The following is a 25,326-nucleotide window of genomic DNA, read 5'->3' on the forward strand; positions in this document are numbered from 1 at the left end:
CCCCGCCGCGCCCGCCGCCTCCCCGCGCCCCGCCCCTCTCCAGAAGGACAGCGAACACATGAGTCTCCAGCCGGGTGACGCCCTCACGTCACACAACTTCGGCCTCCAGATCGACGGAGTGATGGTCGAGTACCTCGCCGAGGTCAGCGGCCTGACCCTCGAACAGGACGTCATCACCTTCCAGCAGAACAGCGCGCAGGGGCGGCCCGAGGTGTCGCTGATGCCGGGCGTGCAGAAGAACGGCCAGTGCACCGTCGTACGGGGCATGACCCAGTCGGGCTCGTTCACGCAGTGGATCAACGACTCGATCCGCGGCCAGATGAGCACGGCCCGCAAGAACGCCTCCATCATCATGATGGACTACCAGGACAACCCGGTGAAGCGGTACAACCTGCGCAACGCCTGGTGCAGCAAGATCGAGACGAGCACGGTCAAGGCGGGCGAGGCGGCGGCGCTGACCGAGACCGTCACGATCGTGTTCGAAGAACTGGTCATCGAGTAATGCGGCGTTCGGCTGCCAAGGCTCCGGCCGTCACGGCGCCCCAGACCGCGGTGGCGGGGGCGGAGGGCCCCCACTCGGCTCCCGCCACCGCACCCGGCCACGCACCCGCCGGCCCGTCGGGCGACCCGGTGCCGCGGCAGTCGCTGCGGACCGAGTTCCCCTTCGAGCTGCCGCGCGGTTACGTCGACGACGCGGGCACCGTGCACCGCGACGGCGTCATGCGGCTGTCCACGGCGCGCGACGAGCTGGTCCCGCTGCGGGACGTGCGCGTGCAGGAGAACCCGGCGTACCTCTCGGTGGTGCTGCTCGGCCGGGTCATCACCCGGCTGGGCACGGTCCCGATGGTGCACGACGGGATCGTGGAGAACATGTTCGCGTCCGACCTGGCGTTCCTCCAGGACTTCTACCGCCAGATCAACGCGGAGGGCCACACCCGGGCGGCCGTGCGGTGCCCGCACTGCTCGGAGCCCTTCGAGGTGGAGCTCGGCGGGAGCCGCCTGGGGGAATCGTGACGTACGCGACCGACCGGCTGTACGAGGAGATCGCGTACGTCGCCTACCACTTCCACTGGGGCCCGGACGCGATCCTGGACCTGGAGCACCAGGACCGCCGCCGGTACACCGAGCAGATCGCGTCCCTCGTGACGCGTGCCGCGACGGAGGGCTGAGCGGGTGGCATTCCTGGACCGCCTCCGCGGCCGCCGCCCCACCGCCGCCGCGGGCCCAGCAACTCAGGCCGGCCCTACGGCCCCTGCCGTACCTGCGGCCCCGGCTGGCCCTGCGGCTCAGGCCGGGCCTGCGGCCACTGCCGGCCCGGCAACCCCTGCCGCAACGGCGGCCCCTGTCGGCCCTGCGGCTCAGGCCGGCCCGGCGGCTCCTCCGGCCCCGGCTGGCCCTGCGGCTCAGGCCGGCCCAGCGACCCCTGCCGCAACGGCGGCTCAGGTCGCTCCCGCGGCGCCGACGGCCCCTGTCGGCCCGGCGACCCCGGCTGGCCCTGCGGCTCAGGCCGGGCCTGCCGCAACGGCGGCTCAGGCCGGCCCGGCGGCCGCTGCCGTGCCTGCGGCTCCGGTCGCCGTGGCCGCGTGGACCGGGCTGCCGCCGCTGCGGCGGGCGACGGGCGAAGGGCCGACGGGCATCGCGGACCCCGGCTTCGGCGGACGGCTGCCGACCTGGCAGAACCCGTCCTTCGCCCGGTCGGCCTCCCCCGCCGTCCTGGACCCCGCGGCGGGCCGCGGTCTGCTGTCGCGTGCCGGTGACGGGCCCCTCCGGCCGGTCACGGCACTCGGACGGGCCGTTCCCGGCCCGCCGTCGGTCATGCCGGTGGCGCCGCTCCGAGCGCTCCGGCCGTCGGCGCCGACGCGGCCCGTGCCCCCCGCACCCAGGGCCGCTGCGGTGCGGGAGCCGGCGGCCGCCCCGGCGCGGGCGCGGACCCCCGGTGTCCGGGTGACGCCCGTGCCCCCGTCCGCGCCCCGGACGCGGGAGCTGCTGTCCACGGCCCCGGCCCCGCCCGCGGGCGACCGGCGGACCCTGCCCACGACGCCCGCGCCCGCCACCACCCCCGTCCAGCGCACCCCGGCACCCCGCGCCGACACCCCGACCACCCACGCGGCCCCGGCACCGGCGGCCACCCCGGCCCCAACCGCCCCCACCCCCGCGGCCCCGGCACCGGCGGCCACCCCGGCCCCGACCGTCCACCGCCCGGGACTCGGCGCCCCGATCCAGCGTCGGCCGGCCCCGGGCACCGCTCCGCGCGCGACGGCCGGGCCCGGCGGGCCGGGCCCGTCGGGGCACTCCGGCGGGAGCGGCGCACCCGGCCGGGGCGGCCCGCCCGACACCGCGGGCCGATCCCCCGGGTACGGCACGGCCAGCGCAGCCGACGGGACTCGCCACTCCCCTAGTCCCGGCAGCACCGGTCGGACCGGCGCAGCCGGCGGGTCCGGCACGGCTGACGACTCCGCCGGGGTCGGCGGAGGTACCGGGACGAGCCGGCCCCGCACGCCCAGCGGGACTGGAGGCAGCCGCGTACCAGACGGAACCAACAGCGTCGGCGGATCCGGCGCGCCCGGAGTCAGCGGGGCTGGTGGATCCGGCCGGACCGGCGGGCACGGCGCGGCCGGCGGCCACCCGGGCACATCCGGCACGACCACCGAGCCGCTCCGCCCCGGCACGCCCAGCGGCACCCACCGGCCTGGCGGGACCGCCGGCTCCAGCAGGCCGGACGCATCCGGCTCGGCCGGCGGAACCGATGCGCGCAGCGGGGTCGGCACCCCGCGCGGACCGGGCAAGTCCGGCACGCCCGCCGGGACCACCGGACCCAGTACGCCCGGCTCCGCCAGTGGGGTCGGGCATTCCGGCGGATCCGGCGCGCGCAGCGGAACTGGCGCCCCCGGTGGACACGGCACAGCCACCGGAAACGCCGACCCGGGCGGATCCGGAGTGTCCGGTACGGCCGCCCAAGCCCGCGGTTCCCGCACGCCCGGCGGCACCAACAGGACTGACGGGACCACCGCACCCGGCGCACGCATGCCCGGCAGCTCTGGCGGATCCGGCGCACGCAGCGGGACCGGCGACCCGAGCGGACCCGGCGAATCCGGTACGGCCTCCGGAGCCCACCGAACGAACACGCTCGGCGTCACCAACAGGCCCGGCATGCCCAGCGCTGCCGGCGGACCGGGCGAGTCCGGTACGCCCGCCGGGGCGCACCGCACGAACACCCCCGGCGGGTCCAGCACGCCCGGGTCCGCCAGCGGCACGGGCGATGCTGGCGAAACCGGCATGCCCAGCGGGCGCAGCGCGTCCGGCGGAACTGCCGGGCCCAGCGCGCCCGGTGGAGCAGGCTCCCCCAGCGCGCCCGGCAGGGCCGGCACCGACGGCCCGGGCCGACCCGGAGAATCCGGTACGGCCTTCGGGGCCCACCGCACGAACACCCCCGGCGGGACCGGCGGGTCCCGTACCTCCCGCGCACCCGGCAACTCCGGCACGGTAGGGGGCTCCAGAGCGGCCGGCGCGCCCGGCACGCCCGCCGGGGCCCACCGACCGCACACACCCGGCGGCCCCACCGGGTCCAGCACGCTCGGCGCACCCCGGTCCGCCAGCGCGGTCGGCACGGCTGGCAGGGACGCCACAGCCAGCGGCACCGTCGGGACCGGCATGCCCAGCACACCCGGCGCAGCCGGCGGAACTGCCGGGCCCAGCGCGCCCCGTGGAGCCGACAGGTCCACTGCATCCGGCGCGCGCAGCGGGACCGGGAGCCCCGACGGGCACGGCGCAGCCGGCGGCAGGCCCGGCAACCCGGGCGGATCCGCTGCGCCCGCCGGGGCCCACCCCACGAACACCCCCGGCGGGACCGGCGGGTCCCGCACCTCCCGCGCGCCCGGTACGACCGGCGGCCCGGCCGCGCCCGGCAACTCCGCCACGGCAGGCAACTCCGCCACGGCAGGCGGGACCGGCGGGGGCCGGGCGGCGGGGGGTGCGGGGGCGTCCGCCGTGCAGCGTGCGGTGGCCGGTCGGGGCACGCCGCCCGTCGCGAAGCCGACCCGTACGGAACCCCGAACGCCTGGTGGGACCGGCCTGGTCCCGCCCGCCCCCGCGCGGCAGGCGGCACCGGCGTCCGGCACGGCGGCGGGCTCCACCGTCCAGCGGGACGCGGGGCCGGTGCCCACGGGAAGCGGCCGGCCGCAGACATCCCCCGGCGGCGGCCCGGTGGCACCCCGGCCGACCCCGCGCACCGTGTCCCCCGCGCCCGCGCCCGTACAGCGGGCCGCCGCCGCGGCGGCCCCCGTACGCCCCCTACCGCAGCCCGCCGGCACGTCCGGGTCCGTTCCCGGCCGGGCGGAGCCGGAGCGCCAGGCTCCGGTCGCCGGGCCCCCGGGGCGGCCCGGCGCCGCGCCGCCCCGGGCCGGGCTCGGTGCGCCGGTCGCGCCCCCCACGGGCCGGGGCGCCGGGGCCGGCGCCCTCCCCGTGCGCAGCGTTCCCCCGCACCGGCCGCCCGTCGCCCCGACCGCGCTGACCCCACCGCCCGCGCCAGCGGTCCAGCGCCTCCCCTCCCCCACCCCCGGCTCCGCCATCGGCGCGCTCGCCGCCGCCGCGTCGGCGACCGTGGCCTCGACGCTGGGGCAGCTACGGCCCGCGCCGGAGCCGGCCCGCCAGGCCCAACGGCCCCCACACCCCCAGGAGCCGCCGCCCCGGTACGAGCCGCCGCCCCCGTACGAACCGCCCGGCGGCCGCCCGGCGGCGGTCTCCCCCGCGCCCCCGCCGCCCGAGTACACCGCGGTGAACGCCGCCGCGTTCGATCCGCGCGGGCTGACCGAGTTCCAGCTGGACGAGCTGGTGCACCGGATCATCGACCGGGTCACCCGCCTCGTCCGCGCCGAACTGCGCATGGACCGCGAGCGGATCGGCAGGCTCCGCGATCCGCGCGCCTGACCGGCGCCCCCGGCAAGAACCGCCCCCCACCCCACGACAACAGGAAGGCCGCCTCGGATGCGCCGCCAGGACCCCGGGTCCACCATCTGGTTCACCCTCACCATCGACGGCGCGAGCCTCGGCTACTTCAACGGGTGCGAGGGCCTGTCGTCCCAGGTGGAGATCGAGCAGCGCCAGGAGGGCGGCAACAACGGCTTCGTGTGGCAACTGCCCACCCGGGTCACGTTCTCCACCATCCGCCTCACCCGGCCGCTCACGCCGGACACCGCGAAGGTCGCCAAGTGGATCTCGTCGGTCCAGACGGGGATCAAGCGGCCCACCGCGCAGATCGCGGCGCTGCGCGCCGACGGCTCGCTGGTGGCCCGCTGGGGGCTCATCGACGTCCTGCCCGTGAGCTGGCAGGGCCCCACGCTCGACCCGGCGAGCCCGGGCGTGGCCACGGAGGTCCTGGAGATCGCCCACCACGGCTTCACGGACTGACGCCACACCACACCGCACCGCACCGCACCGCACCGGAGCGGAGAGGAAAGAGGAACACCCATGGCCACGAGCAGCAGGGGCGCGGGCAAGAGCCTGGTGCGCGCGACGCTGGCGATCCACGAACCCCCGGTCGGTACGAGCACGACGCCCGGGGCGCTGATGCGGACGTTCGGCTTCGAGTTCAATCCGGCGCAGCTGTCGCTGAGCCAGCGCGCGCAGTGGAAGGCCACGCCGACGATGGCGGTGCGCGACGGCTCCAAGCCCGAGTTCATGGGCGCCGAGCCGCGCGAGATGACCCTGGAGATCTTCCTGGACTCCTCGGCCGCGCCGACCGGCAATTCGGTGCTGAGGAAGGTCGAGTCGCTGCTGGGCTGCTGCGAGGTGACGGCGAAGAGCATCGCCGCCGACCAGCCGTCGCCGCCGTGGGTGGTCTTCGAGTGGGGGTCGTTCTCGACGGCCCGTTTCGTCGCGTACGTGGGTTCCGTCGAGGCTTCGTACAGCCTGTTCGGCACCACCGGGGTGCCCATCCGGGCCACCTGCCAGGTGCACCTGGTGGAAATCCCGGGCAAGACCAAGGGCCAGAACCCGACCTCCGGCGCGCTCACCGCCCAGCGCGTGCACCGGGTCGTGGCCGGGGACTCGCTGCAGTCGCTGGCCTGGCGGGAGTACGGCACGGCCACCGTCTGGCGGGCCATCGCCGAGATCAACGGCATCGACGATCCGTCCCGGCTGGCGGCGGGCACCGAACTGGTGCTTCCCGCACCCGAGGAGGTGGCGCGCTGATGGTGCGGCCCGCGTTCTCCAGCATCATGCAGGTGCGGATCGGCTCCGCGAAGCTGCCCGACGACATCGCCCCGCTGCTCGTCGAGGGCTGGGTCGACCAGGGCGTCGGCGTGCCCGCCGCGTTCCGGCTGACCTTCCGCGACCCGTACCGCCTGGTCCTCGGGGAGCTCGGCGTCACCTTCGGCACGAAGGTGGTCCTCACCCCGATCGCCGACGGCCAGGGTGGCGGCACGCCGCTGCTGACCGGCGAGGTCACCGCGCTGGAGGCCGACTACGACGGCACCGGCAGCTTCACCGTGATCCGCGGCTACGACTTCGGGCACCGGATGATGCGCCGGCGGCGCGTGGCCGCCTACCGCAATCAGAAGGCCTCCGACATCGCGCGCAAGCTCGCCGCCCTGGACGGCGTGCCGATCGGCCGGATCCAGTCCACGAAGGGCACGTACGGTTTCCTCAGCCAGTCCAACGTCACCGACTGGGACTTCCTGTCGCGGCTCGCCGACGAGAACAACATGGTGATGTCCCTGGACGCGCAGGGGAAGTTCCGCTTCGTCACGCCCGTCCCGTCCGACGGCGGTCCGTCCCCGCGCAGCGACGGGGACACGAGCCCCTTCGTGCTCCAGGCCGGACACGACATCCTGCGGCTGCGGGCGGCGGTCACCGCGGCCGACCAGGTCGGCACGGTCGAAGCGCGCGGCTGGAACGTCACCACCAAGAAGAAGATCGTCGAGACGGCCCCGGCCACCACCGACCCGGGCATCTCCATCGGCCTGACACCGGGCCGGGCGGCCGCGAAGTTCGCGGCGGCGCGGCTCGTGGAGACCGGCACGCCCTACGACCGGCAGGACGAGGTCCAGAGCGCCGCCAAGGCCCTGGCCGCCGACGTCACCTCCTCGTTCGCGGAGCTGGAGGTCGCGGTGTACGGCAGTCCCCGGCTGCGGCCGGGCGTGCCCGTGGCCCTGGGCGACGTGGGCAAGCCCTTCGAGGGCAAGTACACCGTCACCTCCGTACGGCACGTGTTCGGCGACGGCCGGCACTACGAGTCCTGGATCACGGTGAGCGGACGCCAGTGGCGTTCGCTGTACGGGCTGGCGGCGGGCGGGGGCGGCGCGGACGCCATGAGCGCCACCCGGCTGCCGGGCGTCGCCAACGCGATCGTCACCGACGTGCAGGACCCGCTGAAGCAGGGGCGGGTCAAGCTCCAGTTCCCGTGGCTGGACGACACCTACGTGAGCGACTGGGCCCGCAGCGTGCAGTCGGGGGGCGTGGGCGGCGGCGGGATCTTCCCCATGGACGTCGGCGACGAGGTGCTGGTCGCCTTCGACCGGGGCGCGCTGGACCACCCGTTCGTGATCGGCGGGCTCTACAACGGCCGGGACGTGCCGAGCCGGGTCGAGGACGTGCCCCTGCACGACGGGCTGAAGCGGAAGGCCGCCCGGCACACCCTGTCGGACCGGCAAGCCAACCGCGTCGACCTGCTCAGCCAGCGTTCCGGCAAGCGCAGGCAGGGCGTCCGCATCGCCACCGGCGACGACCGGCTGACCATCAACCTCGACCGCACCAAGACGGAGATCACCGTCGACAGTTCGGGGTCGGTGACCATCAAGGGCGGCCGCTCGGTGTCCGTCGAGGCCGGGACGGACCTGACGCTCAGCGCCCGGCGCCGGCTCACCATCAAGAGCGGCGGCCTCCTCGACATCGAGGGCCGGGGCATCGTCAACCTCAGGTCGCTCGGGGGCGCCCTGACGGTCGACGCGATGGGCGCGCTCAACCTCAAGGCCCTGGGCGCCACCCTGATCTCCTCCATCGGCACGGTCCAGGTCAATTCCGTCGCCAACGTCGGCATCCGCGCCGCCCGGGTCGACCTCCAGGGCCTCGTGTTCGTCAACACCGTGAAGTACCCGCTCCCCGCATGACCGAGGGGCACGACCAAGAGGCAGGTGGCCCCTGATGGCCGAACAGTTCATCGGCTCCGGCTGGGCGTTCCCGATGCGCATCGGGCCCACCGGGGGCATCGCGCTGGTCAGCGGCGAGCACGAGATCGAGGAGGCGATCCGGCTGGTCCTGGCCACCGCCCCGGGCGAGCGGCCGATGCGCCCGGAGTTCGGCTGCGCCATCCACGACCTGGTCTTCGCGCCGGTCAACGAGCAGACCGCGGGGCGCATCCAGCACGAGGTGCACGTGAGCCTGGACCGCTGGGAGCCCCGGATCGAGGTCCACGAGGTGGAGGTGTCCACCGGCGGCGACCAGAGCGTCCTGTTCATCGACGTCCGCTACTCCGTCCGCGGGACGAACAATCCGCGCAGCCTCGTCTTCCCCTTCTACGTCATCCCCTCCCACGACGAGCCGGGCGGACCGGACGGGCCGGACACACCGGGCGCACCGGACGCGTCGGGCCCGTACGGCCCGTCCGGCCCGTCGGAAAGCGACCGCTGATGTCCCTGCCCTCCCCCAACCTCGACGACCGGCGCTTCCAGCAGTTCGTCGACGACGCCAAGCGCTACATCCAGCAGCGCGCCCCGGAGTGGACCGACCACAACGTCTCCGACCCGGGCGTCACGCTGGTCGAAACGGTCGCGCACATGGCGGACCAGATCGTCTACCGGCTCAACCGGGTCCCGGAGAAGAACCACCTCGCCTTCCTCGACCTGGTGGGCATCACCCTCTTCCCGCCCTCCGCCGCGCGCACGGACGTCACCTTCTGGCTGTCCGCCCCGCAGGAGGACGTGATCCTGGTCCCGGCCGGTGCCGAGGTCGCCACCCTGCGCACCGAGCGGGAGGAGGCCGTCGTGTTCGCCACCGAACAGGACCTGGCCGTCGTCCCGTGCGCGCTGTCCCGCGTGGTGGTGCAGCACCGCGGCCGGCCCGTCGCGGACCGCACCACGGACCTCGCCGAGGGCAAGGACGTGCTGTGCTTCGCCGAGGCCCCGGAGCCCGGCGACTGCATGCTCATCGGGCTGACCGCGGCCGCCCCGCACTGCGCGCTCGCGCTGGAGCTCGACAGCCGCGTCGACGGCGTCGGCGTCGACCCGCGCCAGCCGCCGCTGGCGTGGGAGGCGTGGACCGAGGACGGCTGGCGGCCCTGCGAGGTGGACCGGGACGGCACCGGCGGGCTCAACCGGCCCGGCGACGTCGTCCTGCACCTGCCCGGCGGGCACGTCCTCTCGCGCAGCGGCGGGCACGAGGCGGGCTGGGTCCGCTGCCGGGTCACGGAGCCGCTGGCGGGCCAGCCCCCGTACACGACCTCGCCGAGCATCCGCTCCGTCGAGGCCTACACCATCGGCGGCACCACCCGCGCCGTGCACGCCGAGACCGTGCACGACGAGGCCCTCGGCGAGGCCACCGGGCTGCCCGGCCAGCGGCTGCGGCTCCTGCACGCCCCGGTCGTCACCGACGATCCGCCGCTGCTCCTGCAGACCGCCGACGACGCCGGGTGGCAGGACTGGCGGGTGGTCGCGCACTTCGCCGCGTCCGGGCCCGGCGACCACCACGTCACCCTGGACGCCGCCACCGGCGAGATCGCCTTCGGCCCCGCCGTGCGCGAACCGGACGGGAGCCTGCGCCAGTACGGGGCCGTCGCCGCCAAGGGCGCCGTCGTCCGCGCCCGCCGCTACCGCACCGGCGGCGGGCGCGGCGGCAACGTGGCGCGCGGCGCCGTCCAGGTGCTGCGCACCTCCGTCCCGTACGTCGCCGAGGTGGTCAACCGCGAGGCGGCGCGCGGCGGCGTCGACGGGGAGACGGTCGAGGAGGCCAAGCTGCGGGCGCCGGTCACGCTCCGCGCGCAGGACCGGGCCGTCACCCTGCGCGACTACGAGGAGCTCGCCCGCCGCGCCGCGCCCGAGACCGCGCGCATCACCTGTCTCCAGGGCGAGGAGGGCGAGCACGGCGCCTACGCGGTCCGCGTCCTGGTCGTCCCCCAGGCCGTCCCCGACCCGGGCGGGCGGCTGCGGTTCGAGCAGCTCGTGCCCGGCGACGCGCTGCTGGACCGGATCACGCGCCATCTCGACGAGCGCCGGCTCATCGGCACCCGGCTGGCCGTCGGGCCGCCGTACTACCAGGGCGTCACCGTCGTCGCCACCGTGCACGCCTTCCGCGGCGTCGACACCGACCGGGTGCGGCGCCAGGCCCACGACGCCCTGTACCGCCACCTCGATCCGCTGAGCGGCGGCGCCGACGGGCGGGGCTGGCCGTTCGGACGGCCCGTCCAGAGCGGCGAGGTGTTCGCGGTCCTGCAACGGGTCCCCGGCGTGGAACTCGTCGACGAGGTCGTCCTGCACCCCGCCGACCCGCTCACCGGGAAGCGGGGCGACGCGACCGACCGCATCGACCTGGAACGGCCCTCGCTGGTCTTCTCCTTCGACCACCGCGTCCGCGTGATCGGGGACGGCGGATGACGGCCGCCTCCCGCCGGGGCTCCGTCGACGGCCTCGGCTCCTCGCTCCCGCTGGGCACGATGCTCCCGGCCGTCTTCGCCGACGACGACCTCGCCCAGCGGTTCACGGGCGGGCTCGACGACGTCCTCGCGCCGATCCTGAACGTCCTGGACTGCCTGGACTCCTACTTCGACCCGGCGCTCGCCCCCGCCGACTTCGCGCGCTGGCTCGGCACCTGGGTGGGCGCCGAGACCGACGGCGGCGAGCCCGAGCCGCGGCTGCGGGCCGCCGTCGCGGCCGCCGTGGCGCTGCACCGGATCCGGGGCACCCACCGCGGCCTCGCGGAGGCGGTACGGCTGGCGTTCGGGGTGGCGCCGGAGATCGCCGAGAGCGGCGGCAGCGACTGGAACGCCCGCCCGCTCGGCCCCTTCCCCGGCGCCCCGCGCCCGCGCCTGCGGGTCACCCTGCGGCTGCCCGACCCGACGCCGGCCGACGTCCACCGCCTGGACTCCCTCGTCGCCGCCGCCCGTCCCGCCCACATGCCCTACACGGTCGAGGTGACCGCCACCGAAAGGACCCCGGAGACATGACCACGCAGAACTGCGCCGAGTGCGGAACGCGCGCAGAGCCCGGCCAGTCCTTCTGCGACGCGTGCGGCGCGGTGCTCGGCTGGGACCAGGGCGCCCGCGCCGCACGGCCCGCCGCCCCGTCGCCCCGCTCGCAGGAGTCCGCGGCGGCGCCCGAGCCCGAGCCCGAGCCCGCGGGTACGGCGGCCGGCGCCGTGGACGCCGCCCGGGAGCGGCGGGCGTCGGCGGCCGCGGGCCGCGCCGCCGCGCCCGGGTCCGGTGCTGCCCGCGGACCGGCGTCGGGGCCGCAGGCGCCGGACGGCCGGGAGCCGGACGGCGGTTCGGGCCCCACCGGCTCACCGCGCAGGCCGGACGGAGCACCGGTGGCCGCCGACGATCCCCCGGCGTCCGGGACCCCCGGCGCCCCGACGGAGCCGCTCGCCCCGGCCCCGCCCGTCGACACCGTGTCCGAGCGGGCCCGCTCCCTCCTGGTGCCGGTGGCGGACCCGCAGGCCCCGCACCCCGCTCCGGCGGACGCCGCGCCCGTCCTGCCCGGCCGGCCGGACGCCGACCGGCCCGCCGTCCGTACTCCGGGCCCCCAGCCCGGGGTGGCGGGCGGCCCGCCGTGCCGGTGGTGTGCGACGCCGAACCGCCCCGAACGCCACTACTGCGTACGCTGCGCGATGCCGCTGGCCGAGGCCGGCGAGGCTCTCGCACCGCGGCGGGCGCCCTGGTGGCGCCGGCTCTTCGGCGGGCGGCGCCGCGAGACCCCGTGGGCGGGCGACCGCCCACGGCTGCGCCGCGTCTTCGACCGGATCGGCACCTGGATCACCCTCGCCGTCGTCGTCGCCCTCGCGGTCCTCGGCCTCGTGTACCTGCCCGACGGCATCCGGGCCACCCGGGACCACTTCGCCAAGCGCGCCCCGGTCGCCCCGGACCGGATCGCGGCCTCCCGTTCGTATCCCGAGCACGCCCCGGAGCTCGCCTTCGACAAGCGCAGCAACACCTGGTGGGGGCCGGGAGTTTCGCAGTCCGGGCAGGGCGAGTGGATCGAGGCGGACTTCAGCGAGCCGACCCGGCTGCTGGACGTGGTCATCACCCCCGGCGTCTCCGCGAAGGCCGACAGGATCGGCGAATCCGCCCTGCCGCACCGGGTCACGGCGACGATCACCGGGAAGGACGGCAAGGTCACCACCCGCCGGCTGACCCTGGATCAGGGCGCGGGCGGCCAGCGGCGTCCGTTCGGCGTCGGGGAGGTCACGAAAGTCCGGCTGACGATCGAGTCCTCGCACGCGGTCTCCGCCGACAAGCAGGTCGCCATCGCGGAGATCGAGTTCTTCGGCCCGTCGAACGCCGGCCGCTGACCACAGCCCGCCGGTGCACGCCCCCCTGCGGGCCCCACGGGGTCGGCGGGGGGCGGTCGACCGGCCTGCCACCGCCGCGGTGGCGGCCCGATGCGTGATCCAAAAGTGCTGGTCGCCGGGGATCGGCACGGCTGGCGTCGGCCTGCCCGACCACGTACGCACCCGGGGGAACCATGCCTGCCCACGCACCAAGACCGACGGCCCTCGTGCTCACCGCCGCCGCCATCGCCGTCCTCGCCGCATCGGGATGCACCCCGCCGGCGTCGTCCTCGACGGCGTCGGACGGGGTCCGGGCCGCACCCCTGACCACGGAGCAGCTCAAGGACGCGGCACTGGTGGACGCGGACGTGCCGCAGGTGCAGAGCCCGATGACGGTGACGGAACCGGACGGCAGGCCCTCGGAGTTCCCGCCGGTCGCGGACCCGGTCTGCCGGACCTATGTCGAGGGGCACAGCGGCGAGCACTCGTTCGCGCGCGTCTACCAGTCCTACGACTGGAGCCGCCCCCGTCCTTCGGGGACGAGGCGGTGACCTTGCGGGAGCACACTCCCCTGGACGGCGCCGGCGAAGCCGACCGGCAGGTCACCGTCGTGCGCAAGGGCGACACGATCGCCGCCTTCTCCCGGCTGGACATAGGGCGGAGCTCTTCCTTCCCGCCCGAGCTGATCGAGCGGCAGATCGCCCGCCTCGACAACGTACGGAAATCGGCGGCCGGGCCCCCGGCGGACGGTCCGGCTCCCGGGGCTCCCGGCCGTCCCCTCGCCGCCGCCCGGCGGTGACCGCCGCCCCGTTCGGGGCCGGTCTCAGCCCTGCCGTACGTCCTTGACGAACACGAGGCCGTCGCCTGCCGCCAGGTGGGCCGGGTCGAGCGGGGCGTAGCCGAACCAGGGGGAGGTGCGCGGCGCCGGCGGTGTGCCGTCGAGGGCGGCGGCCAGCCGCCGGGCGTCCACGACGCAGCGGTCGTCCGGCAGGGCGTACAGCAGCCCTTCGACCGTGTCCGGCGCCGGCTCCTGCACTCCCCGGTGCCGGATCGTGCCGAGGGCCGTCGCCACGAACCCGTACCGCGCACCGAGCCGGGCGTGCACCAGCGCACCGGCGCTCCACCATTCCACCGGCCCCTGCCACATCCGCATCGTGCTCTTCTCCCGCTGGAGGTGGGAGTTGTGGGCGTGGACGAGGACGGGCCCGCGCGCGGCGAGGGCGAGGAGGTTGCGGGCCATCATCGAATCCCGCAGCGCGCACAGGCGCGTCATGCGGGCGGGCGAGGGGTCGGCCATCGCGTGGTGGTAGCGCAGCAGGCCGGTCGCGGTGCGCGCGTACAGGTGCGCCCGGTCGTGGTCCTCGCGCGGGGTCGCCGCGAGCAGGTGCGGCGTCTGCGCGTCGAGCAGCTCCGTCAGTTCGTCGGCGAGCAGCCGCAGCCGGCCGGCCTGTGGCGACCGTCCCACGGACGCGGCCGGGTCCTTCATCGCGGCGGGGTCGGTCCACCGGTCGTCGGCGCCGAGCAGGAGGTCGAGCGCCTGCGCGGTGCAGGGCAGGAGGTCCGCGTCGACGTGGGGCGCGAGGTAGCCGTGGAGCGCGGTGAGGGCCCGGCGGGGGCTCGCGGCGTCGGTGATCTCCAGCGGGCCGTCGAAGCCGGCGAACCGGATCCGCTCGGACGCGGGCCGGCCGTCGTTGTGGGCGCGCATCCAGCGCACGAGGGCGCGGTTGCCCGGGAAAGCGCCCCAGCCGTGGCTGAATCCGTGCTCCATGACCTCGTCGAGGGAACCCTCGCCCGAGGTGACGTAGGCGTCCACGGCCAGGCCCGCCACGCAGTCGCTCTCGATCGCGATCGTCCGGTAGCCCTCCTGCTCGACGAGTTGGCGGAAGAGCTCGTTGCGCAGGCCGAGCAGGGAGTCCTCGCCGTGGGTGGGCTCGCCCAGGGCCAGCAGCCGGGGCCGGCCCGGGAGCAGCCGCATGACGGCGGCAGCGTCGAAGGCACGGGTGGTGTCCTTGATGTCGGTAGCCATGGATTCAACCGTATCGTTGAACCTCCGGTGTAAACTTTTGCGCCCTAGCATGGGTGTCATGCGGCAAAACCTTCAAAGTGGTGGGCGGCGGCTCCGGCCGATCGACCTGGCGCGCGAGCACGGCCTGTCCACGCAGGCGGTCAGGAACTACGAGGACGCCGGGATCCTTCCGGCCGCCGCTCGCACACCGCACGGATACCGGAGCTACACCTCGGCGCACGCCGGGGCCCTGCGCGCGTTCCTCGCCCTGCTGCCCGGACACGGCCACCGGACGGCGGCGGCGATCATGCGGGCCGTGCACCAGGACGCGGCCGACGAGGCGTTCCGCCTCATCGACGAGAGCCACGCCCAGCTCCTGGAGGACCGGCGGACCCTCCGGGCGGTGGAGGACGCCCTGCGCGGTCTGGAGGCCGTCGCGGCGCCCGGACCCGCGTCGGCGTCGGCGTCGGCGTCCGGCGGCACGTTCATCGGGCCGCTGGCGCACGGGCTCGGCATCAAGCCGGCGACGCTGCGCAAGTGGGAGGACGCCGGTCTGGTGCGCCCGCGCCGCGACCCCCTGACCGGGTACCGCGTCTACGACGAGGCCGACGTACGGGACGTGCGGCTGGCCCACCAGCTCAGGCGGGGCGGCTACCGGCTGGAGCGGATCGCCCCGCTGATCGCCCACGTCCGCGCGGCGGGCGGCCTGGAGCCCCTGGAAACCACCCTGGCCGACTGGCGTGCCCGCCTGGCCGCCCGCGGCCGGGCGATGCTCACCGGCGCGGCCGCGCTGGACGGCTATCTCGACGGGCGGGGGCGGGGCTGAGCACCTCCAGCGCGGAGGAACGGAAAGCGGAACGAAAAAAGGGCCCCGCCCAGCCGGGGGGGGGTTGGCTGGACGGGGCGGGTCCTGACCGGCCGGGGGGGGATGGCAGGTCAGGACGTATGGGGGTGGGCTGAGAACGGCATTCGTCCCTCACCCACGTAAGGACGAACGTACAGGCATGTCCGGATGTTCCCACACACGGGTCCCCCCGTACGCGCGCCGCGCCCGACCGGTGGGGGTGCCGTGCGCACAGGTCAGGATCTGCACGCACGGCTGCCCACCAGAGCCGCTCAACTCCAGCCAAGACGCATGTGTCCCGCCCACCGGGTTCTACTCCTGTGACCCCGGCCACACCCGACTCCGCGGCGTCGGGCCCCGGCCTAGGAGCCGGGGCCGGCCGGCTTCGAGGGGGTGGGGGTGGGTTCGGGCTGGGCCGCTCCCGCGAGGGAGTGGCCGGGTGCCAGGGCCTCGGCGATGCGGCCGGCGATGGTCTGGGCGGTGTTGTACCCGGGCGCCTTGGTTCCCACGGTCGTGGTGACCGCGATGGCGAGCCGGTCGGACGGGAGGTACGCCTGGATCGCCGCGTAGCCCGCGAAGGACGGGTTCGACTGGATCCAACCGTTCTGGACGATCACCCCGTAGCCGAAGTGCCGCGCGGGAAGCTGACGGAAGCAGTCCCGGGGTGCGCAGCCGGGCGTGTCGCCGCCCAGGCCGACGGTGCCCGGGTCGAGCTGCGTCCTGAAGCCCTGCGCGCTGAGCAGCTCGCCCTTCCCGACCATTTCGGCCGACCGGGCCAGGTCGCAGATGTCGCTGTTCAGGACCGCGCCGGGGGCGGTGGTCCAGGAGGGGTTCCAGTACGTCGACTCCTCGTACTTCCCGCGCTCGGCGTCGTAGGAGTGCAGGACGGGTTCCTCGATCTCGGGGGTGAGGCTGTTGCGGGTGTCGTCCAGCCCGGCCGGATCCATGACGTTGCGCTCCAGCAGTTCGGCCAGCGGCATGCCGGAGATCTTCTCCAGGACCTGCCCGAGGAGCACGAAGTTCGCGTGGGAGTAGCTCCAGCTCGTGCCCGGCGCGTAGAGGAGGGGGTGGGAGGCGGAGAGGGCGACGAGCTCGTCGGGCGTCCACTGGCGGAACGGGTCGGCGTACAGGGCGGCGAGGAAGGCGGGGTCGGGCACGTAGTCGCGCAGGCCCGACGTGCTGCTGCCCAGCATCCGCAGGGTGATCTCGTCGGCGTGCGGGGCGTCGGGGAGCCAGCGCGCGATCGGGTCGTCGAGACCGGCCTTGCCCTCCGCGACGAGCTGGAGCGCGGCGATGCCCATGTAGACGATGGCCACCGAACCGACCCGGAAGTGCATGTCCGCCGTGGCCGGGACGCCCGACATCGACTGGCCGAGCACGGTCGTGACGACCTCCCGCCCGTCCCGCGTGACCCGCAGCACGACGGACTTCAGGTCCAGTTCCCGCTGGGCGGTCGTGGCGATGTCCAGGATCCGCTTCGCTTCGCCGCCCGTCGGGGCGGGGGAGGCCGCGCACGACGCGGGCGCGGCCCGCTCCGCTCCGGTGACGGCCCGGGCATCGCCGGCCGGGAGGGCCGCCGCAACGGCCAGCGCGGCGGCGCACAGCATCCCGAGCCGGGCCCGGTACGGGTGCGCGGTCATGGCTCCGGCAGGCCGGCCGGGCCTGCCGCACGGGTCGTGGGGATCATGACGACCTCCTGCCGTGAAGAGCCCCGGCCCGCGCCGGGACCGCGAACGCCCCCGTAGGAGCCGGTACGGCCACGGGGACGGGGCCTGTCGTCCTTCGATGAAACGCCGCCCGCGCGCGATGGGCCAATCGGGGCCGCCGCGCGTCAGGGGGCGGGCGGCCGGTGGACGAAGCCGCTCAGCGGGGCGAGGACCTGCCAGCCGAGCGCTTCGTACAGGGCCCTGCCCTGGACGGTCGCGCCGAGCATGCCCGTGGAGACCCCGTGCGCGAGGGCGGCGTCGGTGAGCGCGCCCATCACGACCGTCCCGAGGCCGCGGCGCTGGTGAGCCGGTTCGGTGACGATCTGGTCGTAGACGCACACGGCTTCGGTCCGCCCGGTCTGGCCGCACGCGGCGAGCTCCCCGTCCGCGGTCAGGACGCGTACGGAGGTGACGCCGCCGGCCGTTTCGACGGTGGCGGTGTACCCGTCCGGAGCCCGGGTGTGCGAGGGGCGCAGGTCGACGGCCATCAGGAAGCAGGGCTCGGTCGGTTCCCACGCGGGGGAGAACCAGGGTTCCATGTCCGCCGCCGGGAGGAACGCCTTGACGCAGGTGGTGGGTTCGGTGATCGTCCCGATGAGGCGGCGGGCGGTCTCCGCGTCCGCGTCGAGCAGGACGTGACGGACCGACTGGGCCGGCTGTCCGACGTCGATCCGCAGTCCCCAGGGCACGTCCACCGGCGCGGGGGTCCGCCGGGAGACGGCCCACCCCTCGGCCCACAACCGTCCGCCGTCCTCCATGGAGCCACCCCCGAAACCGCCCGCCGACATGCGGGAAGGAGCCGGTGGCCGGTGCGTGCGGCCCCGTGGGTCCCCTCCCCCTCGCACTGTACGTGAGGACCGGCGGCCGGCCGGCGGCCCGGCCGTCAGGGCGTGGGCGGGGTCCAGTCCGCGGGGAGGCCGGACTGGGCGAGGACGGTGGCGAGGCTGTAGTGGTCCTCGTCGGCGGTGATCCGGCAGCCGTGTCCGTCGAGGTCGAGGGTGGTCGTCATCGGGACGGCGAACGGCTCGGGAGCGTCCTTGAGGTGGCCGGAGTAGACGGCCCGCACGGTGATGCGGTCGCCGGTGCGGCGGGTGTCGCGCACGGTGACGTGGACGTCGTCGATGAGGAGGTCGGCGCGCGCCTTCCACCCGGCGATCTCCCGGCGGCCGTGGAAGGTGACGCCGATGCCCAGGTCGGCGTACGTGCCGTCGGTGGCGAACAGGGCGCCGAGCGCCCGGGGGTCGGTGCCGTTCCAGGCGCGGGCCCAGTCCGCGACGATCTTCGGCGGCCGGTGGCCGGCGGTCGCGGCGGTCGCGGCGGTGGCGGCGGTCGCGCAGAGGGCCGCGGCGGCGGGCCGGGGCCCGGCGGTCATGGCGCACAGACTCCCGCCGCACGGTGTCCGGTTTCCAGGCCCCGCGGCGCCCGGAGCTGTCCACCCCTGTCCGCCCGCGTACGCCGGGTACGTACGTGGAGGAATGCGCGAAAAACATGACGTACGTCGAAGGACCGCGCATGCTGGGGCCATGGGTGGAGAAGCGCTTTCCCGCACCTCGTGGACGTTCCTGACCAGCCACGCGCGCGTACTGCTGATCCTGGCCCGGGACCCCGGCGCCCGCCTGCGGGACGTCGCGGCGACCTGCGTCCTGACCGAGCGGACGGTCCAGTCGATCGTCTCGGACCTGGAGGAGGAGGGGTACCTCGTCCGGGTGCGCGAAGGGCGCCGCAACCACTACCGGATCACCGCCGGATCGACGTTCCGCCATCCCGCCGAGGCGGGCCGCGACATCGCGGGGCTGCTCGCCCTCTTCGCCGACGACGACCCCCCGCGGCCGCCCGCACACCGCGCCCCGCCCCGCCGCGCGACACAGCACGCCTGACGGCGGATACCGGCCCTCGCCGCCGGGTACCGGGCGGAGCAGCCCTGTGCGGAACAGGTCGGACCGCCGGCCCCGGGGCGTCCGCCATTCGGTTCCGTGATCCGCACCTGGGGGTGACGGCCGGGATCGGCGTGCGATCACCGGCGGTTCAGGTGTGCGAAGTTCGGTCACGGCTGCGAGGCGGCCACCGGATCCGAACGGCCCCGGCTCCTTCGTGCCCTCTCCTCCCGGAGCGCGCACCGGTGCCCGGTCCAGGGCGGGTGCGGCATCTGTGGACGGGCGGGCCCGCCCTGCGCCGGGCCCGCGCTGACGGCTGGAGGAACGGTATGACGACCCTCACCTGGGCGGCACGCGGTGTGGCAGCGGTATCGGGCGCGGTACTGGCCGGGGCGCTCCTGGCCCCGGCGGCGTTCGCCCACACCGGGCCCGACCCCAAGGCGCCGGCCAAACACAGCTCCGGCAAGAAGACCCCGGGCAAGAAGGCTCCGGCCAAGAAGGCGCCCGCGAAGAAGACCCCGGTCAAGCAGGCGCCGGCCCGACCCGGGCTGGAGGAACCCCAGAACGTGCAGCTGGCCGACGGCAGGTGCAGCACGAGCCGGGACATCAGCTCCGCGGTGGTCGACTACTCCGGCTCCGGCCTGTTCGAGACGGTTTTCCGCTCCGCGACCGACAACGACGGCCACGCCTTCCTCAACGACAGCCGCAACCCCGGCGTCTGGATCAACCTCGGCCTGGTCCCCGGCGCCCCCCGGTGCGTCTACGACACCGCCGTCTCCGTGACCGAGGAGAGCCCCGGCCACCTCTACATCACCCTCCTGGCCGGCGACGGCACCCTGCACCAGGCCGTCTGCACCTCCTCCGCCGCGGCCCCCTTCACCCCCGCCAACCTGGCCGCCGCCTGCACGCCCGGTTTCACGGAGCTGGCCGACACCCCCGTCTGAGACGAGCCGTCACGACCCGTACGACCCGCCGGGCGGGCCGGACCCCGGTCCGGCCCGCCCGCGGCGCGCAGCGGCTACGCGGGGACCGGACTGACCGGACTGACCGTGAAGCGGTTCGAGCAGACCTGGAAGGGCGTGTTGAGCAGGACGGCGTCCCGGGAGGCGGGCGGGTAGACCTTCAGGAACGCGCCCTTGGGCAGACAGGGGCCGCCGATCGGTCCGTTCGAGGTGTGCAGGGTGGCGGTGGCGCTGCGCCCGGGAGCCAGCGACACGGGCGCGGTTGCCTGGCCGTCCCGCTCCGCGGGCTGCCCGATCTGCTGCTGACTCCGGCTCAGCACGCTGACGCCGGGGTACCCGAGCAGGGTGCACGGGCGGTCACCGGTGTTGGTGAAGCGCAGCGGTACGTACAACTGGCCGGCCCCCACGTCCGGTTCCCCGGCGGACACCTTCAAGTTCCCCAGCGCGCAGGTGCCCTCGCGGACGGCCGGCCGCTCGGCCCCGGCCGCGGGACCGGCTCCCACCAGCGCGGCTCCTGCCGCCAGGGACAGCAGGACGGGAACCACCGTTCGTGCGGACGTCGACTTCACCATGACTCACCCCGATCGATCGGCCGGCACGGGCGCCGGCACAGGCGATTGATGCCTGTTCCACCTACCCGCGATGTGCCGCCTCACGCGATCGGGTCCGCCAACGCCCGCAGGGCACGGGTTCCGGATCGGATCCCGTGCCCTGCGGTCAACCGTGCGGTCAGGCGGCGGTGATGTTCTCCGCCTGCGGGCCCTTCTGGCCCTGCGTGATCTCGAAGGTCACGGCCTGGCCTTCCTGGAGCTCGCGGTAGCCGGTGGCGTTGATGTTCGAGTAGTGCGCGAAGACGTCGGGGCCGCCGCCGTCCTGCTGGATGAAGCCGAAGCCCTTTTCGGCGTTGAACCACTTCACGGTTCCGCTGGCCATGTCATGCCTCCCGGTCGAAGTCGGATCCGCACCGCGCGGACCCGGAGGTGATCGCCCTGGTCCGGCACTGCACAGCAAAACGCCCACGCCAGGGCGCGGGCAGGAACTGCGAACCACGACAGCTGAGCTGAAACTACACGCCGGATTCGCCTCTCACCAGAGAGCGACAAGGATCAAAATCCGTCACGTCGCGGAGGGGTGGATTCCCCTACCGGCCCCGCAGCCGGGCGGGGCGTTCCTGCGGGCGGCGCCCTCCCCCTCCTCCTTCCGGCCGAAGGGCCCGGGCCGGGGCGCACGGGCCCCGGGGCGGGGGGCCCGGCCGCCGGGCGCGCGCCTCCTCCGATCAGCCACTCATCCCCGGCCACAGGACCGTGGGGGCGCGGGAGGGCGACTCCTAGCCTGGATACCGGGGGGTGACCGCGTACCCGTGCGGCACGGACGGCTCCGCGTCCGCCGCCACCGACACCCAGAGAGGCCCTGCCATGTCCGCCACGTCCGCCACCTCCGCCCGGCTGATCGACATCTGCCTGCCCGGGGACCTCGCGGCCGCCGGCCTGGCCCGCGAAACCCTCGGCACCTGCGTCGCGGACCGGGAGCTGGCGGACGACGGCAAGCTGCTGCTCTCCGAGGCCGTCGCCAACGCCGTGGAACACGGCGGCAGCGACCGGCTGCGGCTGGTCATCCGGCACGACACCGCCACCGGCTCCCTGATGTGCGCGGTACGGGACGACAGCGCGGAGATGGCCCGTACGGAGGGCACGCCCGCGGGGTGCGCGGAGCGCGAGTCCGGCCGCGGGCTCGCGATCATCGCCGCCCTGAGCCTCGCCTGGGGTTTCAGCACCGACGGCTTCGGCAAGTGGCTGTGGTTCTGCCTGGGCGCCGCCGGCTGAGCCCGGCCCGCCGCGGGACGCTCCGCGTACTCACGCGCACCTGAGTACGGGAGCGGTGCCGCCCTGCCCGGCCCGCTGCTGGGATGGGCCCATGACGACGACGCCCGCTCCCGCCCCGCACCCCGCGCCCTCGCGCCGCCACCCCGCCAGGGCGCTGTCGGCGGGCGGCGCGGTGCTGCTCGTGGCGGCTTTCACCCAGGGCTGCGCGAGCGGCCGGGTCATGTCGGAGGCGGAGTTCCGCGGGCACCTGCGCCAGACCGAGGCGGCGGGCCGGGAGGCGGTGCGGCAGCTCGGCGCGGACCCGGCGGCCACCGTGGACCGGCGCTCGATGGACGACTCCTCCTGCAAGGACGACCTCGGCCTCGACTCCGAGGGCGTCACCCGTGACCAGCCGAGCGTCACCTGGGCGCCCGGCCTGTCGGGCCCCGCCGCGTACGAGGCGGCGCTCGCGAAGCTCCGCACGGCCTGGTCCGCGCGGGGCCTGGAGGTGGAGGAGGTTCCCGCCCCGGCGACGGGCCGGCCGGGGGCCGGTCTGCGGGGGATCCGGACGACGGACGGCCACGGCGTCGGACTGTCGCTGCGCCCGGACTGGTACTCGGGGGATCCGGTGCTGCGCGCCGACGGCGGCTGCGTCCGGCACCACGGGTACCTGGCCCGGTGGGAGTGAGCGGCCGCCCGGGCCGCCGGTGCGGCGGTGCCCGGCGCCACCGGGCCGCCACGGCGGCGGCCGGGTCACGTAGCCTCGGGGGCGTTCCACGACTTCGCATCCGGACGGCCCGTCACCTGTGAGCACACCACCCATCAGCACCGACGACCCGGCGCGTCGGCCACCGACCCCCGGGGTGATCGTGGACCGGACCGACCCCGCGTCCTCCCCCGGCCACCACCTGACGCCCCGGGGCGTCGTGGACCTGCGGGGCCGGGCCGGCGGTGACGTCAGGCTGTCCTATCCGGCGGACGCGGCGGTCGTCGTCGCCGGGCTCCCCGGGAGCGGGAAGAGCACGCTGCTGCGCGCCTGGTCCGCCGCGGCGACCGTCGTCGATCCGCGTGCCACCCGCGACGCCCACGAGGCCCGGATGCCCGACTGGCTCCCGTACGGCGCGTACCGGCCGTGGGCGCGGCTGAACCACATGCGCTGGATACGTTCCGAGATGGGGCGGCGCCGCCCCCTGCTCATACACGACTGCGGGAGCCGGCCGTGGATGCGGCGGTGGCTCGCGCACACGGCGGGCCGGGCCGGCCGTCCGCTGCACATGGTGGTCCTGGACGTCGGCCCCCAGGAGGCCCTGTCGGGGCAGCACGCCCGCCGCCGGCTGGTGTCGGCGCGGGTCTTCCGGGTCCACGAGCGGGGCCTCGCACGGCTGCTGGACCGGCTCGGGCCCGGCGACGGCCCGGCCACCGCGACCGCCGCCGCCGTGGCCACCGGGGTCAGCTCCGTGGTGCTGCTCGACCGCGCCCTGCGCGACCGCCGCGTCGTCTCGGTGCGCTTCGGCCCCGGGAGCGGAAGCGGAACCGGCCGGGAGGCCTGAACCGGGTCACTGGGCGCCGAGCGTCATCCACGACTCGGGCTTCTCCAACGGCGCGAAACCGACCTTGGCGTAGACCTCGTGCGCGTCCGCGGTGGCGAGCAGGATCCGGCGCAGGCCGTACGGGGCGAGGTGGTCGCGCACGGCGGTGACCAGGGCGGTGCCCAGCCCCTCGCCTCGCGCTTCGGGGGCGATGTACACGTCGCACAGCCAGGCGAAGTCGGCGTGGTCGGTCACCACCCGGGCGTAGCCGACCTGCTGCCCGGAAGTCCGCTCGTAGACGCCGAAGTTGAGGGAACCGGCGATCGCCCGGTCCTGCTTCTCCCGGGACCGGTCGCGGGCCCAGTAGGCGTCCTGCGACAGCCATCGGTGGACCAGGGCCGGATCGATCCGGGCGGAGTCGGCGGAAATCTCGTACGCGGCGGGAAGGATGGTCGTCATGGCCGCATCCAAACAGGTCCGGTCATTTCCGGCCGCCGATTTTCGTACGGGGCCGCCCGGGCCGTGCCGTACGGGCGGGTTGGTGACGCGCCCGGCCGCGGTTAGCCTGCCTCGTCGCGAACAGGCCATGGAGGTCACTCAGCATGAGCAGCACAACGCCGTCGTTCCCCGAGCGGATCGAGCTCTCGGGGGAGGGTCTCGTCCTACGTGACTGGGCGGAGGCGGACCTGGCCCCGATGCCGGAGCTCTTCGACCACCCCGACATCGCGTACTGGACCCCGATCGTCTCCCCCTTCGACGACGCGGCGGCCGCCGCCCGGCTGGTGCGGGCCCGGGAGCTGCGGCAGGAGGGGACGGCGATCCTGCTCGCCATCACCCTCGACGGGGGCGCGCCGCTCGGCGAGGTGATGCTGCGGCGGGCCCCCGAGGGGACCGAGATCGGCTACGCGGTCGGACCGGCCCACCGTGGCCAGGGGCTGGCGGTGCGCGCGGTGCGGGTGGTGGCCGCGTACGCCTTCGAGCAGCTGGGTGCGGAGCAGGTGATCCTGGAGCTGGAGCCCGAGAACGCGGCCAGTGTCGCCGTGGCGACGAAGGCGGGCTTCGAGCTGCTGGACGTACCGCTGATCACCGGCGAGGAGAAGGGGCGGCCCTACCGCCTCCAGACGTGGGGCCTCAGCCGCTCCTGACATCCAGCCCGCGCGGCCGCGGCGGCGGCACGGTGGTCCGCTGGTGGCGGGCGGCCTCGGCGGCGGTGTGGTGGACCGCGAAGGCGAACGCGTACGGGGACCGGTCCGTGGGCGCGCGGCGCCGCCGGCCGGTCCACTTCGCGCCGCGCGCCCGGGGCCCGGCTGGCGGCGCCGCCCTCGGGCACCTCTTCTTCGCCCTCGTCATGGCCGCCGGGACGATCGGACTGCTCGCCGGCTCGCCTGCTCGCAGCACGCCGCCCTCCGTGCCCCCGGCACCGCGCCGCGCCGAACGCCACGGCGTAGCGGGGAACGCTCCGCACGGCACGCGAAGATGGAACGCTCCGGCCCCCGCGACGCAGCCGACGGGCCGCGACAGGATGGAGCACCGTGACGTCTTCGTTCACCACCGCGGCCGAACACCGCGGCAACACCGTACTGATCAGCTTCATCGGAGACCTGGACGCGGCCGCCGCGCCCGCCCTGTACGACGTACTGCCGGTGCTCGCCACCGACACCGGCTCCGACGTGCTCATGCTCGACCTGCACCAGGTGTCGTACATGGACACCCCGGGACTGCTCCTGCTCCTGGACCTGCACCGCCGGGCCGAATGCCTCGGCCTGCGGGTCCTGGCCGTCGGCTGGCGCGAGCAGCCCCAGCAGCTCATGGCCACCGTCGCGGGCATCCGCGGACGCGGATCCGCCACGGGGGAGCGCTACGCGCTCGCCGGCTTCCGCCGCCTCATCGAGACGCGCGCCGAGCACTCCACGGCGGCCGAGGCGCAGGCCCAGGCGCAGGCCCACAGCGAAACCCAGGCCCAGGCTCACGTGCCCCGGCCCCTGGTACCGCACGGCACGGGGGTCGCCGAGCGCTCCCCCGCGCGGGCGAGCTCCGCCCCGCCGCGGTACTGACCTTCCTCCAACTCCCGCCCGTCGGTGCGGTGTCGGTGGCCCGTCGGGGCTGTCGGCCCGCTGTCGGTGGGACCCGGCA

The 25,326-nt window shown here is 75.5% G+C and carries 28 protein-coding genes; 21 read left to right on the forward strand and 7 right to left on the reverse strand.

Annotation, left to right across the window (positions count from 1 at the left end; translation table 11 throughout):
• Nucleotides 1–58 precede the first annotated feature (58 nt).
• The 13 genes from ACGFXC_RS27380 to ACGFXC_RS27440 all read left to right on the forward strand — a co-directional run bounded on the left by ACGFXC_RS27380 (nt 59) and on the right by ACGFXC_RS27440 (nt 13,270).
• Nucleotides 59–502 carry a phage tail protein gene (locus ACGFXC_RS27380; protein WP_351777730.1) on the forward strand — a complete coding sequence of 148 codons (444 nt, stop codon included), beginning with the start codon at nt 59–61 and terminating at the stop codon, nt 500–502.
• Nucleotides 502–1,014, forward strand: coding sequence for a hypothetical protein (locus ACGFXC_RS27385; RefSeq protein WP_393717070.1), 513 nt, complete (start codon nt 502–504; stop codon nt 1,012–1,014). Before ACGFXC_RS27380 ends, ACGFXC_RS27385 begins: the two co-directional genes overlap by 1 nt.
• Nucleotides 1,011–1,169 (forward strand): DUF6760 family protein, encoded by a 159-nt coding sequence (locus tag ACGFXC_RS27390; protein WP_393717072.1) that lies wholly within the window; start codon nt 1,011–1,013, stop codon nt 1,167–1,169. Before ACGFXC_RS27385 ends, ACGFXC_RS27390 begins: the two co-directional genes overlap by 4 nt.
• A 3,061-nt stretch (nt 1,170–4,230) precedes the next feature.
• Nucleotides 4,231–4,926 (forward strand): hypothetical protein, encoded by a 696-nt coding sequence (locus tag ACGFXC_RS27395; protein ID WP_393717074.1) that lies wholly within the window; start codon nt 4,231–4,233, stop codon nt 4,924–4,926.
• A gap of 57 nt (nt 4,927–4,983) precedes the next feature.
• The gene (locus ACGFXC_RS27400) at nt 4,984–5,406 is read left to right on the forward strand and encodes a phage tail protein (protein WP_393717076.1); all 423 of its coding nucleotides are present in this window, start codon (nt 4,984–4,986) and stop codon (nt 5,404–5,406) included.
• Nucleotides 5,407–5,466: 60 nt separating this feature from the next.
• Nucleotides 5,467–6,189 carry a LysM peptidoglycan-binding domain-containing protein gene (locus ACGFXC_RS27405; protein ID WP_393717078.1) on the forward strand — a complete coding sequence of 241 codons (723 nt, stop codon included), beginning with the start codon at nt 5,467–5,469 and terminating at the stop codon, nt 6,187–6,189.
• A complete protein-coding gene (locus ACGFXC_RS27410; protein WP_393717079.1) occupies nt 6,189–8,105 on the forward strand; it encodes a VgrG-related protein in 1,917 nt (638 codons plus the stop codon). The genes ACGFXC_RS27405 and ACGFXC_RS27410 overlap by 1 nt, the downstream gene beginning before the upstream one ends.
• Nucleotides 8,106–8,139: 34 nt before the next feature.
• Entirely contained in the window at nt 8,140–8,625 is a 486-nt protein-coding gene (locus tag ACGFXC_RS27415; RefSeq protein WP_393717081.1) for a GPW/gp25 family protein, read from the forward strand.
• Nucleotides 8,625–10,583: a putative baseplate assembly protein gene (locus ACGFXC_RS27420; RefSeq protein WP_393717083.1), complete on the forward strand. Its 1,959-nt coding sequence runs from the start codon at nt 8,625–8,627 to the stop codon at nt 10,581–10,583. Before ACGFXC_RS27415 ends, ACGFXC_RS27420 begins: the two co-directional genes overlap by 1 nt.
• Nucleotides 10,580–11,152 carry a phage tail protein gene (locus tag ACGFXC_RS27425; RefSeq protein ID WP_393717085.1) on the forward strand — a complete coding sequence of 191 codons (573 nt, stop codon included), beginning with the start codon at nt 10,580–10,582 and terminating at the stop codon, nt 11,150–11,152. The genes ACGFXC_RS27420 and ACGFXC_RS27425 overlap by 4 nt, the downstream gene beginning before the upstream one ends.
• A complete protein-coding gene (locus ACGFXC_RS27430) occupies nt 11,149–12,492 on the forward strand; it encodes an NADase-type glycan-binding domain-containing protein (RefSeq protein ID WP_393717086.1) in 1,344 nt (447 codons plus the stop codon). Before ACGFXC_RS27425 ends, ACGFXC_RS27430 begins: the two co-directional genes overlap by 4 nt.
• A 206-nt stretch (nt 12,493–12,698) precedes the next feature.
• On the forward strand, nt 12,699–13,022 hold the full coding sequence (locus ACGFXC_RS27435; RefSeq protein ID WP_393717088.1) for a hypothetical protein: 324 nt from the start codon (nt 12,699–12,701) through the stop codon (nt 13,020–13,022).
• Between the two features lie 2 nt (nt 13,023–13,024).
• Nucleotides 13,025–13,270, forward strand: coding sequence for a hypothetical protein (locus ACGFXC_RS27440; RefSeq protein WP_393717089.1), 246 nt, complete (start codon nt 13,025–13,027; stop codon nt 13,268–13,270).
• Nucleotides 13,271–13,294: 24 nt separating this feature from the next.
• On the opposite strand, the gene ACGFXC_RS27445 is transcribed toward ACGFXC_RS27440, so the two are convergent.
• Nucleotides 13,295–14,497 carry an erythromycin esterase family protein gene (locus tag ACGFXC_RS27445; RefSeq protein ID WP_393717090.1) on the reverse strand — a complete coding sequence of 401 codons (1,203 nt, stop codon included), beginning with the start codon at nt 14,495–14,497 and terminating at the stop codon, nt 13,295–13,297.
• A 58-nt stretch (nt 14,498–14,555) separates the two neighbouring features.
• On the opposite strand from ACGFXC_RS27445, the gene ACGFXC_RS27450 reads away from it, so the two are divergent.
• Complete coding sequence (locus ACGFXC_RS27450) at nt 14,556–15,302, forward strand: MerR family transcriptional regulator (RefSeq protein WP_393717091.1); 747 nt, start codon at nt 14,556–14,558, stop codon at nt 15,300–15,302.
• A 380-nt stretch (nt 15,303–15,682) separates the two neighbouring features.
• On the opposite strand, the gene ACGFXC_RS27455 is transcribed toward ACGFXC_RS27450, so the two are convergent.
• The 3 genes from ACGFXC_RS27455 to ACGFXC_RS27465 form a co-directional block, all read right to left on the reverse strand.
• On the reverse strand, nt 15,683–16,960 hold the full coding sequence (locus ACGFXC_RS27455) for a serine hydrolase domain-containing protein (protein WP_393717092.1): 1,278 nt from the start codon (nt 16,958–16,960) through the stop codon (nt 15,683–15,685).
• A 191-nt stretch (nt 16,961–17,151) separates the two neighbouring features.
• Entirely contained in the window at nt 17,152–17,784 is a 633-nt protein-coding gene (locus tag ACGFXC_RS27460) for a GNAT family N-acetyltransferase (RefSeq protein WP_393717094.1), read from the reverse strand.
• A gap of 125 nt (nt 17,785–17,909) precedes the next feature.
• Entirely contained in the window at nt 17,910–18,398 is a 489-nt protein-coding gene (locus ACGFXC_RS27465; RefSeq protein ID WP_393717095.1) for a nuclear transport factor 2 family protein, read from the reverse strand.
• 151 nt (nt 18,399–18,549) lie between these two features.
• Here ACGFXC_RS27465 and ACGFXC_RS27470 point away from each other — a divergent pair, with 151 nt between their 5' ends.
• Nucleotides 18,550–18,903 carry a helix-turn-helix transcriptional regulator gene (locus ACGFXC_RS27470; protein ID WP_393717097.1) on the forward strand — a complete coding sequence of 118 codons (354 nt, stop codon included), beginning with the start codon at nt 18,550–18,552 and terminating at the stop codon, nt 18,901–18,903.
• A 326-nt stretch (nt 18,904–19,229) separates the two neighbouring features.
• Nucleotides 19,230–19,844: a hypothetical protein gene (locus ACGFXC_RS27475; protein ID WP_393717099.1), complete on the forward strand. Its 615-nt coding sequence runs from the start codon at nt 19,230–19,232 to the stop codon at nt 19,842–19,844.
• A gap of 74 nt (nt 19,845–19,918) precedes the next feature.
• On the opposite strand, the gene ACGFXC_RS27480 is transcribed toward ACGFXC_RS27475, so the two are convergent.
• Nucleotides 19,919–20,434 carry a DUF4232 domain-containing protein gene (locus ACGFXC_RS27480; protein ID WP_393717101.1) on the reverse strand — a complete coding sequence of 172 codons (516 nt, stop codon included), beginning with the start codon at nt 20,432–20,434 and terminating at the stop codon, nt 19,919–19,921.
• Between the two features lie 157 nt (nt 20,435–20,591).
• Entirely contained in the window at nt 20,592–20,795 is a 204-nt protein-coding gene (locus ACGFXC_RS27485) for a cold-shock protein (RefSeq protein ID WP_393717103.1), read from the reverse strand.
• A 482-nt stretch (nt 20,796–21,277) separates the two neighbouring features.
• On the opposite strand from ACGFXC_RS27485, the gene ACGFXC_RS27490 reads away from it, so the two are divergent.
• The 3 genes from ACGFXC_RS27490 (at nt 21,278) to ACGFXC_RS27500 (ending at nt 23,214) form a co-directional block, all read left to right on the forward strand.
• Complete coding sequence (locus ACGFXC_RS27490) at nt 21,278–21,685, forward strand: ATP-binding protein (protein ID WP_393717104.1); 408 nt, start codon at nt 21,278–21,280, stop codon at nt 21,683–21,685.
• A 91-nt stretch (nt 21,686–21,776) separates the two neighbouring features.
• On the forward strand, nt 21,777–22,352 hold the full coding sequence (locus tag ACGFXC_RS27495; protein ID WP_393717106.1) for a hypothetical protein: 576 nt from the start codon (nt 21,777–21,779) through the stop codon (nt 22,350–22,352).
• 118 nt (nt 22,353–22,470) lie between these two features.
• The gene (locus tag ACGFXC_RS27500; RefSeq protein WP_393717108.1) at nt 22,471–23,214 is read left to right on the forward strand and encodes an AAA family ATPase; all 744 of its coding nucleotides are present in this window, start codon (nt 22,471–22,473) and stop codon (nt 23,212–23,214) included.
• 6 nt (nt 23,215–23,220) lie between these two features.
• Here the strand turns inward: ACGFXC_RS27500 and ACGFXC_RS27505 are convergent, their stop codons facing one another.
• Nucleotides 23,221–23,652 (reverse strand): GNAT family N-acetyltransferase, encoded by a 432-nt coding sequence (locus ACGFXC_RS27505; RefSeq protein WP_393717109.1) that lies wholly within the window; start codon nt 23,650–23,652, stop codon nt 23,221–23,223.
• A gap of 143 nt (nt 23,653–23,795) precedes the next feature.
• Here ACGFXC_RS27505 and ACGFXC_RS27510 point away from each other — a divergent pair, with 143 nt between their 5' ends.
• A complete protein-coding gene (locus ACGFXC_RS27510; RefSeq protein ID WP_393717110.1) occupies nt 23,796–24,338 on the forward strand; it encodes a GNAT family N-acetyltransferase in 543 nt (180 codons plus the stop codon).
• 387 nt (nt 24,339–24,725) lie between these two features.
• Nucleotides 24,726–25,247: an STAS domain-containing protein gene (locus ACGFXC_RS27515; protein WP_393717111.1), complete on the forward strand. Its 522-nt coding sequence runs from the start codon at nt 24,726–24,728 to the stop codon at nt 25,245–25,247.
• Nucleotides 25,248–25,326 lie beyond the last annotated feature (79 nt).

The sequence above is a fragment of the Streptomyces sp. NPDC048507 genome, from assembly GCF_043199995.1.
GTDB lineage: Bacteria > Actinomycetota > Actinomycetes > Streptomycetales > Streptomycetaceae > Streptomyces.